Here is a 13,472-nt window from a genome sequence, read left to right on the forward strand (position 1 = left end):
AAATAACGCCGGTCTCCTCAATAAAACTTTGTTTAGTTATATATAAACGTTCCTTTTTCGCTTTCTATCGTTACTTGTTTCTGTGCAGATGATTCCACACGTCCAATAATCTGCGCTTCAATATTAAAGCTTTCCGATATCGCTATAATCTCCTGTGCAATGGATTCAGGAACATACAATTCCATTCTATGTCCCATATTAAATACCTTATACATTTCTTTCCAATCTGTGCCCGATTGCTCCTGAATCAACTGGAACAAAGGAGGAATAGGAAACAGGTTGTCTTTAATTACATGTACATCATCGTTCACAAAGTGAAGAACCTTGGTTTGCGCACCACCACTGCAATGAACAATACCATGAATCTTATCTCTGTGTGCTTCCAATACCTTTTTAATGACAGGCGCATAGGTACGGGTAGGGGAAAGTACTAGTTTCCCTGCGGTAACCTCAGTCTCTTCATCAATCTTAATCAGATCAGTTAGTTTTTTGCCTCCGGAGAATACCAGGTCAAAAGGAACGGATGGATCAAAACTTTCAGGATAGTTATTCGCGATAGATTTCTCAAAAACATCATGTCTTGCAGAGGTTAGTCCATTGGAACCCATTCCACCATTGTATTCGGTTTCATAGCTGGCTTGTCCGTAAGAGGAAAGTCCTACAATCACATCGCCCGCCTGGATCTTATCATTGCTGATGATTTTGTCTCTTTCAATTCTGCAGGTTACTGTAGAGTCGACGATGATGGTACGAACAAGGTCGCCAACATCGGCAGTCTCACCACCGGTAGAGTAAATGGAAATTCCCATTGCCCTTAATTCTGCCAGAATTTCTTCTGTGCCATTGATGATCGCTGCAATCACTTCTCCCGGAATCAGGTTCTTGTTACGGCCAATGGTAGAGGATAAAAGGATCTGATCTGTTGCACCTACACAGATGAGGTCATCAATATTCATGATGATGGCATCCTGAGCAATTCCTTTCCATACAGAAAGGTCGCCTGTTTCTTTCCAGTAAACATAGGCCAGAGATGATTTTGTGCCTGCTCCGTCTGCATGCATAATGTTGCAAAATGCTTCATCATTTCCCAGTATATCGGGGATGATTTTACAGAAGGCTTGCGGAAAAATACCTTTATCTATATTCTTGATGGCTTGGTGCACATCTTCTTTTGACGCAGAAACGCCACGTTGGTTGTACCTGTTATCACTCATGTTGCTGCAAAGATAGGGAAACGCCCGAATGTTAAAGCGTTAAGCGTAAAAAAATAACCCTTCAAAATTAATTGAAGGGTTACAAAACTAAAATAGATGGTTTATGGAGGTTTGGTTTATTTTAAAAACAACAATTCTCTGAACTTAGGCAGAGGCCAAACGCTGTCATCCACAATTTGTTCTAACTTATCTGTATGGTAACGGATGGTGTCAAAGTAAGATTTAACATTCTCATCATAACCGATTGCTTTATCACGTGAATCTTCGATTGCATTGGTTTTCTTACGTTCTTCCAGCATCTTATCGATATTGGTTTTAAGGATGCCCAAATGCTCTGAAACTTTGCTAATGATGGCCAGTGGAGTTTCCAATGCATCTTTACCCAAACCAAGTTCTTTTAATCCTTTTGCATTTTCGATTAAAGTGTTTTGGTAAGCAATTGTTGCAGGAATGATCATGCTGTTTGCTACTTCACCGATTACCCTTGCTTCGATCTGAAGTTTCTTGAAATAGCTTTCCAATAAAATCTCATGACGGGCATGTAATTCACGTGTGCTGAATACATTGGTACTGGTGAATAGTTCAGCCGTTTTTTCTGTCAGGTAAGCATCTAAAGCTTTAGGTGTAGTTTTGATGTTTGAAAGACCGCGTCTTGCAGCTTCTTCTTCCCACTCCTGACTGTAACCATTTCCTTCAAAACGGATGTCTTTAGATTCTTTAAGGTATTTTTTGATGATGGTTAATAAAGCCACATCTTTTTTCTCTCCTTTTTTGATCAGTTTGTCTACTTCAACTTTGAATTTATTCAGCTGATCAGCAACGATTGCATTTAAAACAGTCATTGGAGCAGAAGAGTTTTCAGAAGAACCTACAGCTCTAAGCTCAAATTTGTTTCCTGTAAATGCAAACGGAGACGTACGGTTACGGTCGGTCGTATCGAAAGAGATCTGTGGGATCTTAGGAATACCTAACCATAATGAATCTTCGCTTTTCACTTTTTTAATGATGCTGCGTGAAGATTCGATCTCATCTAATACATCAGCAAGCTGTGAACCAAGGAAGATAGAAATGATTGCCGGTGGAGCTTCGTTAGCACCCAGACGGTGATCGTTACTTACTGAAGCAATACTAGCTCTTAGTAAATCCGCATGTTCGTGAACTGCTTTGATGGTATTTACGAAGAACGTTAAAAACATTAAGTTGTTTTTAGGCGTTTTTCCTGGTGATAATAAGTTTTTACCAGTATCAGTGATCAATGACCAGTTGTTGTGTTTACCTGATCCGTTGATACCTGCATATGGTTTCTCATGTAATAAAACTTTGAAGTTATGTCTTAAGGCAACTTTTTCCATTAAGTCCATCAACAATTGATTGTGGTCAATCGCAAGGTTGATTTCTTCATAGATTGGAGCACACTCAAACTGAGATGGAGCAACCTCATTGTGGCGTGTTTTCAAAGGAATACCTAATTTCAGGGCTTCATTTTCAAAATCAACCATATAAGTGAATACACGCTCAGGAATTGATCCGAAATAGTGATCTTCTAATTGTTGTCCTTTTGCAGACATGTGTCCGAATAAGGCGCGACCTGTTAAGGCAAGATCCGGACGTGCATTATATAAGGCAAGGTCAACCAGGAAATATTCCTGCTCAATACCTAAAGATGCATTTACTTTAGTGATGCTTTTGTCGAAATACTGACAAACATCAACTGCTGCTTTATCTAAAGCAGAAAGTGCTTTTAATAGGGGTGCTTTGTAATCTAAAGCTTCACCTGTATAGGCAACAAATACGGTTGGAATACAAAGCGTTTTGCCGGCTTTGCTTTCCATAATGAAAGCTGGAGAAGAAGGATCCCATGCAGTATATCCGCGGGCCTCGAAAGTATTACGGATTCCTCCGTTAGGAAAGCTGGATGCATCCGGCTCTTGCTGAACCAATGCACTTCCTGCGAATACTTCAATTGCACCATCTTTACTTGGCTCAAAGAAAGCATCATGTTTTTCGGCAGTAGATCCTGTTAGTGGCTGAAACCAGTGAGTATAGTGCGTTGCACCTTTAGCCATTGCCCAGCTTTTCATAGCGGTAGCGATGTGATTGGCATCCTCATGGTTGATTAACTCGCCCTGGTCAATGGACGAAATCAATTTCTCAAACACTTCTTTTGATAAGAAATCTTTCATTTTTTTCTTATCGAAAACATTAACGCCAAAAAACTCAGAAATCTTAGTCGAAGGAGACTTTACTTCCGGTGAAATTCTTGATTGCGCCTCTTTTAATGCAATTGTTCTTAAGCTTTTCATTTATTTGTTTAAAATTTGATCAAAAATATAATTTTTGTTTGGTATTTTCTGTGAATTGTTTGTAAAAATACGAATGTCAGGAAATAATCAAAGAAATATTTGATGTTTTTGGATATTTTGTGGGGACTGTTTTGAGAAATAGGCTTATTCTGTAGCTTATTTGGTGTTTTTGCTGTTTTTGTGATATTTTGAAATTATCTGCCTTCAGGTTATGGAATGTGCATAATCTCTACATCATAAGCCTGAAATAACCTTTTAAGTCATGCGGAATTCTTCTTTTGATCTGTACAAGTCTGACTGGCTTGATGTTGTGTTTGAAAACAGAAACAAAAGTTATGGGGCATATATTTTAAGATCAGAATCTTCGACAATTCAGTTGAAAGCTTTATTCATGGCGATCCCATTGTTTGTATTGCTTTGTCTTGGCGGGGTGGCTTGTATAGGGGTGCAGCCCGAGGTGCTGATCCCTATAATTGGATGTAGTGGCTTTCCGCTTATGGAGGATGTGAGGGTAGCAGAGAAACGAGTGGTTTTTAAATCGAAGCCTGGCGTTAAACCGGTTGATGAAATGATTAAGCTTCCTTCCAGACCAATTGTTGTAAAAGACCCCATCGTTATTGAGCCAGCCTTAAAGGATAGACCGCGTATTGTTGTAATGCCGACCGTTCCACCCAGATTAGAAAACGATCTTTCCGTTTTTCCAGAGGAATGCAGGAATGTATTTAATGGAGCGTTGAAGGGCTTAGCTGAAGATCAGCATATATATACGTTTGAAGGAGTAGAGCAGCTCCCTGAGTTTAAGGGCGGGATGAAGGCATGGGTTGAATTCCTGCAAAGAAATTTAAGATATCCTGCGCAGGCTGAGGATGCTACTATTCAGGGGAGTGTATTGGTTGGTTTTGTCATAGATAAAGAGGGGGTGTTAACCGATGTGAAGGTGATCAAAGGCATTGGATCTGGATGTGATGAAGAAGCGCTGAGGGTCATCAAAAAATCTCCGCGATGGAAAGCAGGCATGCAGAACGGACAGGCGGTAAGGGTAAGGTATATCATTCCAATTTCCTTTACCATTCTGCAATAATTAAGACAATTTATATAAACATAAGCGCTATCCCGACGAATAATAAAGGGATAGCGGAAAATAATGAAAACATCGTGATCCTGGTATTGCGAAAGAAAAGAGAAACAACCCTTTTTGATGTGACCCCTAATCATATTGATATGGATGTTTGCCGGTTCAGGTGGTGTACCACCTTTTCGGGCAATTAGGAATGCTGATCTGACGGAGATGGGGGATCCCCAAACCTCATGGATGCATTTTTATCAAAGCCATCAGGAATTTTATTTCCTCCCCGAACTAAGATCCTGATGGTTGTTTTTTACCTTTGCTGCGTTCCATAAACAATAGGCTATATTATATATATAGTATTCAAAGGTTCAGGTATCATCATGGGGAGTGTTTTTAGGTTTAAGAAATTTGAGGTAGACCAATCTGGTTGCGCGATGAAGATCAATACAGACGGTGTGTTGCTGGCTGCGGTTGTGACGCATTCCAATCCGCGTTTTGTACTCGATATCGGTACAGGGACCGGGGTGATTGCCCTTATGTTGGCTCAGCGCTTTCCTGAAGCAAACGTAGATGCGGTGGAAATTGATGAGTCTGCTGCAAATGCTGCTGTAGGAAACTTTGCACGGTCCAGCTTTTCAGCGCGCACTACTGCGCATTTCAGTGCCATAGAAGATTATGTCACCGCGCGAAAGTATGACCTCATTGTTTCCAATCCTCCATATTTTGTCAACGATCTCAAAAACCCTGAGGTAAGGAAAGGGATTGCGAGGCATGCAGATGCGCAATTTTTTGAATCTCTATTGAGGAAGGTTTCAGAGACCCTGAATGATGAAGGGTGTTTCTGGGTGATTTTACCGGTTAAGCAGGCAGAGCTGCTGGTGCAAAGTGCAACCGTTTTTAACCTGTCGCTCCTCAGGCAGATTGACATTTGTTCCGACCAGAGTAAGCCTGTCATCCGTCAGATCATTTGCCTGTCGCCATTAAAAGGGATAACCAAAAGGGAGACCTTTTACATCTATGAGTCGGAAGGGGTCTATACCGATGCTTACCGTTTGCTGTTAAAAGATTTCTTTCTTGCCTTCTGATCTCAATATCCATAGCTTTGTCTAACCAACAAAAAAAGCTATACTTTGAAAAAAATAGGACTCATTTCCGATACGCACGGTTTTCTTGACGATGCGGTCTTTAAACACTTTGATGAATGTGATGAAATATGGCATGCGGGCGACTTCGGTCCCGATGTTGCAGACCGCTTAGCCGCCTTTAAACCGCTTAAAGGGGTTTATGGGAATATTGATGGAAAAGAAATCCGTTCGGAATTCCCGGAACACCTGCGTTTTAACTGTGAAAAGGTCGATGTCTGGATAACCCATATCGGTGGATATCCGGGGAAATACGCGCCTAATATAAGGGGTGAAATATACACTAAGCCTCCGATGTTGTTCATTACGGGACACTCTCATATTCTAAAAGTGATGTTTGATAAAAAGATTAATTGTTTGCATATAAATCCCGGTGCAGCGGGAAATTCGGGATGGCACCGGGTGAAAACATTAATTAGATTTTGTATTTCGGAGGAAAAAATCCATACCTTAGAGGCCATAGAAATAGGAAATAGATAACGTATAAAATACACTAAGTAATATGTCAGGCATTAAAACACTAGGCCAATTTATAATTGAAAAACAAGCAGACTTCTCCTATGCAAAAGGAGAGCTCTCCAGATTGCTGAGGGACATAGGAATCGCATCCAAAATCGTAAACCGGGAGGTGAATAAAGCCGGTTTAGTGGATATTCTAGGCGATGCCGGAACGGTTAATATTCAGGGCGAAGGACAGAAAAAACTGGATGTATTTGCGAATATTCAATTCATCAGCGCACTGACCAGTGGCGGGGAATGCTGTATTGTAGCGACGGAAGAAGAGGATGATTTTGTGCGTATCGACTCTCCGGTGTCAAAAAATGCGAAGTACATTGTCTGTATCGATCCCTTAGATGGCTCTTCAAATATCGATTGTAATGTAGCGGTTGGAACGATCTTCTCCATTTATCGCAGAAAATCTGTGGAAGGAGAGGCAACCCTGGCAGATGTATTACAGAAAGGTACACAACAGGTGGCCGCAGGTTACGTGATTTATGGCTCTTCAACCATGTTGGTATATACCACCGGAAAAGGTGTGAACGGCTTTACTTTAGATCCTTCTATAGGGGAGTTTTGCTTATCTCATCCAAATATGAGAATTCCTGATGGTGGTAACATCTATTCCTTAAACGAGGGGAACTATGTTCACTTTCCGGAAGGCGTAAAGAAATATTTAAAATATGTACAGGTTCATGATGAGGCCACCAACAGACCTTATACTTCAAGGTATATTGGCTCCATGGTTGGTGATATTCATAGAAATCTGATCAAAGGCGGAATTTATATCTATCCGACTACTGCCAAATCTCCAAAAGGAAAATTAAGGTTGCTGTATGAGTGTAATCCAATGGCTTTCATCGTTGAGCAGGCTGGTGGTGTTGCTTCGGATGGTTTTAACAGAATCCTGGATATAGAACCTACCGAATTACATCAGCGCAGTTCCATCTTCATCGGATCTAAAGAAATGGTCACTATGGCAGAAGGCATGATGACCGAATTTTCAGCAGAAATGAATGTAAATGCCGTGGTTTCTGCAAAATTAGACCAGGCAGGATAATATAGACCAGGCAGAATAATAAAAGAAATAAGCTAACCTATAATAAGGTCGGCTTATCTCTTTCTTTTTCAAATTCAAAGTCAATAGCGAGTGCAGCCCGGTTCTTACCGGCGGCCACTGCCAAAACATCACAACGCTCATTCTCCGGATGGGCGTTGTGACCTTTGATCCATACGAATTTTACGTTGTGTAACTTATATACATTCAGGAAACGAATCCAGAGGTCTTTGTTCTTCTTTCCTTTAAAGCCAGTCTTTACCCATCCAAATACCCATTTCTTCTCTACAGAGTCCACCACGTATTTAGAATCTGAAACTACAGTAACGGCCTGTCCCGGGGTTTTTAAAGCATTTAAGCCTTCTATAACCGCCAGGAGCTCCATTCTGTTATTGGTGGTCATGCGGAAGCCGCCACTCAACTCCTTATAGTGGTTGCCCGAACGTAAAATAACGCCGTAACCTCCTGGTCCGGGATTTCCACTTGCTGCTCCATCAGTAAAAATTTCAATCATATACGGACAAATCTATGTTTTTAAGCTCTAAATGCAATTTATGAAGATCAATTAATATTTTTATGAAAAATAAAATTGCTGAAATAGAGGGAATTAAAAGAAAAGTGTGACCTAAATGTTAAAATTATTTGATTAAAATGTTTTTAATTGTACTTTTGTGACGTTGAAAAAAACATGGTGGTTTTAGCTCAGTTGGTTAGAGCATCGGTTTGTGGTACCGAGGGTCGTGGGTTCGAGCCCCATATTCCACCCCAGTTTTGAAAGCAGTCTGAAAAGACTGCTTTTTTTGTTTGTGAGGCTTTTTTTTGCTGTGGAGGTTACACGGATGCCGGATCAATCAGATAGCGGTTTACATAAATTTTAATTCAGAGATAATGAAAATTGAGAAGTTAATAGGTTGTTTGTTAATTGTTGCGATGTCGTTTGTTGCTTGTAAAAAAACTTCAGAACGTGTTATTGACTGTTTTGGAGAAAGTTTTTTGTTAAGCGTGCACGTGAAGGTAAATGAAGCCAACGGAAAGCAAGTTGCTACCGAAGTGAAATATTTGGGTTCGAAAACGATAAGTGGGATTAAATGGGAATATGGTGATGGAAGTACCGAGTCGACCACTGGCTTAGTAGGTAATCATACCTATGCGTCGGCCGGCACCTATACAGTGAAGGCAAGGGTTTCATTTAGGGATGGTAAATCATCTTGTGAAGTGGATCCTACAAAAAATGTTAGCATTCAGTAGCGATTAATAACATTTACGAAGGGGGGATCAATCCAATATTAAATCAACGGTATTAATAAGCCTGTATAACTATCTCAATAGGAATGTATAGGGTATAATCAGCGTACGGATCATAGGTAAGCTGCGTTTTCGCCTGCCCTTAATCGCATACTTAAATTCTTGATAATCTAAATGCAAAACATAGCTAATAGAAATGAAATAAACTTTTCATCAGAGCTATTTGTTCCGCATTATTAAAACATTAAAAACTGGCTCAATTGAAAAGCTCTTTTTCTACTGCTGAATTGATTTGGAAATGAATACAGATTTATCCCTCCTAGGGATTATTGAACTTTCCTAGTAATGACGAAATTCAACCGTAGTAAAAATTATATATGTGGAAGATAATTAGCTGTTTTTAGACGCTTTTCAAGCTCATTCCACTCGTTCTATTGATAATTTAATCAGCCGACCGCTTAAAATTATCAATAGAACGAGAATCAATTGGTACTATGGACGGACCCAAATAGTTTTAAACCTCTTTAAATTGTAATCGGTAAATAATAATATTTACCGATTACAGCTCTTCAGTCAATTAAAATGAAACAACTCCAGTAAGCTATTTATATTTTATTTTTATGGGTTCGCTAGATATCTTCACAGTGATTTTTTTTGAATCTAATTTGAAACTACGAATATTAATACTGTAACTGATATATTTAGAATTTTCAAATCTTAAGAACATAACGCCAAAGCCGTCCTTTTCGAAAATTTCGATTTCATTAGGATCATCGTCGATTTGTTGCTTTTTGTACGAATATTTATCTACCAAATATTTTTTTGCTATTTCTAAATTAAAGTCTCCAGATTTTTTAAAATTACAACCAATAATTTTTTCATCTTTTACATCAACGATATAACCAGCCTTACTATCCATGAAAGTATAGTAAGTTTCATTTTTTCTTAGAAACACAAAATTGTGATCTGCAAAATATTTATGCAATTTTGAAAATTCCAATTTTGAAAAAATGAATAATAGTTGATCGATTATTTGCTCTTCATAAGTCATAAATTTATCCTCCAATTTATTTAACACCATTTCGCACTTGTAGAGACTGTATTACTACATGGACCTGCGCTAAATGAGCCGTTTACTAGGAAGATCTGTATTTTTTCTATTAAAACAGCTCTCAAGGCTACACTTGTTATTGTATAAGTAGGGTAGTATTTGCCTCATATGCAATTTCTGCCATGGCTGCGTTATAGGCAGTTGTAATGGCTAGTGACGCTGCAGTTGATTGGGCGGCCGATGTACTTCCAATATTCGGCACTTGAAAACATCCAACTCCTAAAGTTACTACTGCTGAGGCCACAAGTACACCATTTTCATACTTTGCAATTGTGAATCCTAAACCAGTAACTCACTTTATTTTTTCTAATATAGCAATTGTAAATAATTCCTGTAGGCTTAGATAATTTAATTATTCTAGCTGTTTTACATAGACCTATCTAAAACTCGTGTCATGTCAAATAACCGGAAGCTTTCGAACAAAAAATAGTTGAAAAGGATAAAAAGAGAGACTCTGTGGCAGTCTGTCATATGGATTTTTCGTCAAAAATGATTTATATCCCTTTATTAATGTATCTGATAATTTAGATAAGGCTAGAGTCGTTTTTAAGCGGAAATCTTACATTTAAAAACGGTAGGTAGGAGGTGGCTACTTCAAAAGATATGATTGTCATTTTGATGAGTTTTTAAGCGGGCTAATGTAAAGGATGCATATTATAAATCTAAATTCGCTATTCTACGTAAATCCGATAGGAGATGGTTTGAGTCCTAATGGTTGCTGCCACTATAGAAAGTTTTAGAGAAAGATCTTGAGTCCATTTATCTCTTAGCCACAGCTTTTTTAAGTATAGAAAAAAAAAAAATAAAATTTCATCACTACTGTGTAAGTTTTGTTTCTATAGTAGTGATGAAATTTAGCTTATTTAGAAATCATTTTCGTGGACTAAAATAGTTGCGATTTTCGCCGGTTTTCGAGTTCATCAAATTCGTCCATTTTCCTTTTCAAATCAGCCAACCGCTTCAAATCATCCACAAAACTCGTCGAAATTTGTACCATAACTGACACCAGTTTTGAAAGCAGTCTGAAAAGACTGCTTTTTTTGTTTAAGGCCTATCAGCTGATGCAAGATAAATTGTAAATCCCAATACACCATCAAGACATATTCGCTATTCTAATTGTATTTACATCTTAAGGTATGTATATTTGTGTAATTACATAATCACTATAAATGTTAATCAATAGATCTGATATTTCGGTATTACAACATCTTTCCACTGTGAAGGAGTTGGTGCCTATTGAGGAAATTCCTGATTCGTTTAAACAAGATTTTAATAAATTTTTCTTTGGCAAAACCCTTGTCAAAGACGACCAGAATCACCTGTTTGTTTATCCATCAGATATTAGACAATGGATTCGAGTTCTTTTTTCGACATATAAATAAGTTTTTTCCAATGCTCTCAAATCATCTTCAACGATTTAATAAGGCATTATCCAGTTTTAAAACTAAATTCCCCAGAGTTGCATGGTCTGAAGATTTTAAGAAGAATCTAATAAATGACTACTCTTTTTCTTCCTCTCGAATTGAAGATTCAAATTTAGAGTATGGGGATACAATTAAATTTCTAAATGATGAGTTTGTAAAAAAGGAAAACTTAACCAGTCTGCTTCAAATCAATAATCACAAGGAGGTTTTAACAGAAATTCTTGATCGCTATGAAAATTTTGAGTTAACTGAAGAAACGATAAAAGCGATCCACAAAAACCTTATGGGCTCAGAACTTTCCTGGAATGGTAACTTTAAACCGGAGCTAGTAGGTAACTATCGAAATTACCAGGTTATCGGTTATAGAGAGCCGTTCTATAGAAATAGAGAATATAATCCTCATTATAATTTAGAAATCATTATGGCCACATATATTGATTTTTTTCAAAGAGCTTTCAATAATATTGATAATTCCAATGATGAAACACATTTGATCACTGCGCTTGCTTATTTTCATAATAAATTCTTAAATGACATCCACCCGTTTGCTGATGGAAATGGAAGGGTTTGCAGAATTATAATGGGAACGGTGATGATGAAAAATGGCTGTCCGCCAGTATTTGCCCAAGTGTTGGATAATACGGATATGGAGCAGTATATTAATACAATTATTGAATGCGAAAAAGAAAACTCGAATAAAGCTTTTGTAGACTTTTTAGCAAACGGTATGTCAGATTATCTCGAAAATAAACTGATCACGAATTAAAGATTGTGTATTTCCATATTTGTGTTTTTTTAGTCGTTAGCGCATTGGTTTGTAGTACCGAGGGTTTTGGGTTCGAGCCCCATATTCCATCCCAGTTTTGAAAGCAGTCTGAAAAGACTGCTTTTTTTGTTTCCAGGCAGTTCGTGTCACGGCGTAAATCGGATCAGCGGAATCTCCTGTTGTACGTAACCTATAGCATGGTCTTTTTTAGAATCTCCTCTATTTCTTCATTATTCCCCTGGGTTCTTAACAACACTTTTCCATCAGGACCAATCAAGATTTTTGTAGGATAGGATTTGATAGAAAATAGGCTGATAAGGTCTTGTCTGTTTTTTGTAATGGCTTCATTGTTTAAGATATTGATCCAGGGAATATCATCATCCTTAATTGCTTTGAGCCAATCCTGTCTTGGGTTTTTTCCCCTTTCCAATGCAATAGCAATAATTTCAAAACCTTTGTCTTTATAGCTTGCATAGAGCTTTTTAAGTTTCGGATGACCTTCCCGGCAGGGAACACACCATGAGCCCCAAAAGTCTAACAACACATATTTGCCTCGAAAGGCAGCTATATGAATAAGGCTGTCTTTTCCATTTACCTTGAAACTTTTGACCGTCGTACCAAGACCAGAGTCAGTAAGTTCATGATATCTCTTCTGAATGTCGCGGCCATACACACCGTTTTTGATCGTTCTTGGTAAAGCGGCGATTGCTTTACCAAGAAACTCCTCGTTTGTGGTAAATGGGAGGGCCTCATAAACATCAAACGCACGGAGAAGTGAGGTGGGGTTCTCTTTTACCAGTTGTGCATAGGCATCTGTATTGGTAATGCTATGTTGTAAACGGATGGAATCTATATGTTTAGCTTTCAGGGTATCTCCAATATTTTTTAGGGCAATGGTTTCTTTAAAAGCCTTTTCTTCTTGAAGTAATGTAGATTTATTGTTGAGGTAGTAGCTTGTCTGCAATTGGTTATCTAAGCCTCCGGTAATGATCGAAATTGGCCATTCTGCATAATTAGCCTCTATCTTTACCGGAACTTGTGGCGTAATGAAAAATTGGATGACGGGGGCATAGGAAGTAAAATGGCTGATTTTGTCTGTTATTCTTTTGCCGGGATCTCGGGTAATTAGTCGGGCCACCAAAGGTTCATTGATGTCAAGTATGAATTCAAAATTACCTGCGGTTACGATTGCCGAGTCTTTGATGAGCTTAGGGCCATTCAAAATACTCAAGTATATTTTAGCTTGTGTATACCCTTTGATAGATCCGGAAACCTTAGTGGTTTGTGCATACAGGCTACACGTGGCAAAAAATAAGAAAGTGAGAACCAGCAATTTTTTCATCATTAACAAGTTAACGGTCCGATTTTTTTGTAGGTATAAATTTATGAGTAATTGTTTAATATCCAAATGCTTAGCGTTTCAGTATGAAATTACAGGCTACCTGGAGAAGTGAAGACAAAGGACAATTGGGAAGAATGGGTGTTATTTATATGCTAGGCATGGCAATTGGCGATAAATGTCATGCAGGCTTTCATTAGATCAAGTGGAAACGTATTAATCAAGCAGAATTTTTGGGGATCAAAAGTATGCCGAATATGCGGACAGCATCGGACAAATGTACCAGAATGATGGCATAAGCCCT

11 protein-coding genes and 1 tRNA gene are annotated in these 13,472 nt (G+C 38.4%); 7 read left to right on the forward strand and 5 right to left on the reverse strand.

All coding sequences use genetic code 11. From position 1 onward, the window contains the following. Positions 1-32: 32 nt before the first annotated feature. On the reverse strand, positions 33-1,214 hold the full coding sequence (locus BLQ87_RS05005) for an AIR synthase related protein (RefSeq protein ID WP_074605064.1): 1,182 nt from the start codon (positions 1,212-1,214) through the stop codon (positions 33-35). Positions 1,215-1,330: 116 nt separating this feature from the next. Continuing rightward, a complete protein-coding gene (locus BLQ87_RS05010) occupies positions 1,331-3,517 on the reverse strand; it encodes a glutamine synthetase III family protein (protein WP_074605065.1) in 2,187 nt (728 codons plus the stop codon). A 262-nt stretch (positions 3,518-3,779) separates the two neighbouring features. Here BLQ87_RS05010 and BLQ87_RS05015 point away from each other — a divergent pair, with 262 nt between their 5' ends. The 4 genes from BLQ87_RS05015 (at position 3,780) to fbp (ending at position 7,286) form a co-directional block, all read left to right on the forward strand. Beyond that, positions 3,780-4,598, forward strand: coding sequence for an energy transducer TonB (locus BLQ87_RS05015; RefSeq protein WP_074605066.1), 819 nt, complete (start codon positions 3,780-3,782; stop codon positions 4,596-4,598). Positions 4,599-5,020: 422 nt separating this feature from the next. Further along, entirely contained in the window at positions 5,021-5,671 is a 651-nt protein-coding gene (locus tag BLQ87_RS05020; protein WP_245723794.1) for a tRNA1(Val) (adenine(37)-N6)-methyltransferase, read from the forward strand. Positions 5,672-5,716: 45 nt separating this feature from the next. Beyond that, positions 5,717-6,208 carry a metallophosphoesterase family protein gene (locus BLQ87_RS05025; protein WP_074605068.1) on the forward strand — a complete coding sequence of 164 codons (492 nt, stop codon included), beginning with the start codon at positions 5,717-5,719 and terminating at the stop codon, positions 6,206-6,208. 22 nt (positions 6,209-6,230) lie between these two features. Continuing rightward, entirely contained in the window at positions 6,231-7,286 is a 1,056-nt protein-coding gene (gene fbp / locus BLQ87_RS05030) for a class 1 fructose-bisphosphatase (protein WP_074605069.1), read from the forward strand. Positions 7,287-7,323: 37 nt separating this feature from the next. Here fbp and rnhA read toward each other — a convergent pair whose 3' ends face one another. After that, a complete protein-coding gene (gene rnhA, locus BLQ87_RS05035; RefSeq protein ID WP_074605070.1) occupies positions 7,324-7,797 on the reverse strand; it encodes a ribonuclease HI in 474 nt (157 codons plus the stop codon). Positions 7,798-7,974: 177 nt separating this feature from the next. Here rnhA and BLQ87_RS05040 point away from each other — a divergent pair. Beyond that, a tRNA-His gene (locus tag BLQ87_RS05040) sits at positions 7,975-8,051 on the forward strand. Positions 8,052-8,171: 120 nt separating this feature from the next. Continuing rightward, positions 8,172-8,531, forward strand: a complete 360-nt coding sequence (locus tag BLQ87_RS05045) for a PKD domain-containing protein (protein ID WP_083361689.1) — start codon at positions 8,172-8,174, stop codon at positions 8,529-8,531. Between the two features lie 598 nt (positions 8,532-9,129). On the opposite strand, the gene BLQ87_RS05050 is transcribed toward BLQ87_RS05045, so the two are convergent. Continuing rightward, a complete protein-coding gene (locus BLQ87_RS05050; RefSeq protein ID WP_143010348.1) occupies positions 9,130-9,579 on the reverse strand; it encodes a hypothetical protein in 450 nt (149 codons plus the stop codon). Between the two features lie 1,452 nt (positions 9,580-11,031). Between BLQ87_RS05050 and BLQ87_RS05060 the strand changes: the two genes are divergently transcribed. Next, positions 11,032-11,829 carry a Fic family protein gene (locus BLQ87_RS05060; protein ID WP_074605074.1) on the forward strand — a complete coding sequence of 266 codons (798 nt, stop codon included), beginning with the start codon at positions 11,032-11,034 and terminating at the stop codon, positions 11,827-11,829. Between the two features lie 190 nt (positions 11,830-12,019). On the opposite strand, the gene BLQ87_RS05065 is transcribed toward BLQ87_RS05060, so the two are convergent. Beyond that, positions 12,020-13,174 carry a TlpA disulfide reductase family protein gene (locus BLQ87_RS05065; protein WP_074605075.1) on the reverse strand — a complete coding sequence of 385 codons (1,155 nt, stop codon included), beginning with the start codon at positions 13,172-13,174 and terminating at the stop codon, positions 12,020-12,022. Positions 13,175-13,472 lie beyond the last annotated feature (298 nt).

Origin of the sequence: Pedobacter steynii (assembly GCF_900103665.1) — a bacterium.
GTDB classification, from domain to species: Bacteria; Bacteroidota; Bacteroidia; order Sphingobacteriales; family Sphingobacteriaceae; genus Pedobacter; species Pedobacter steynii.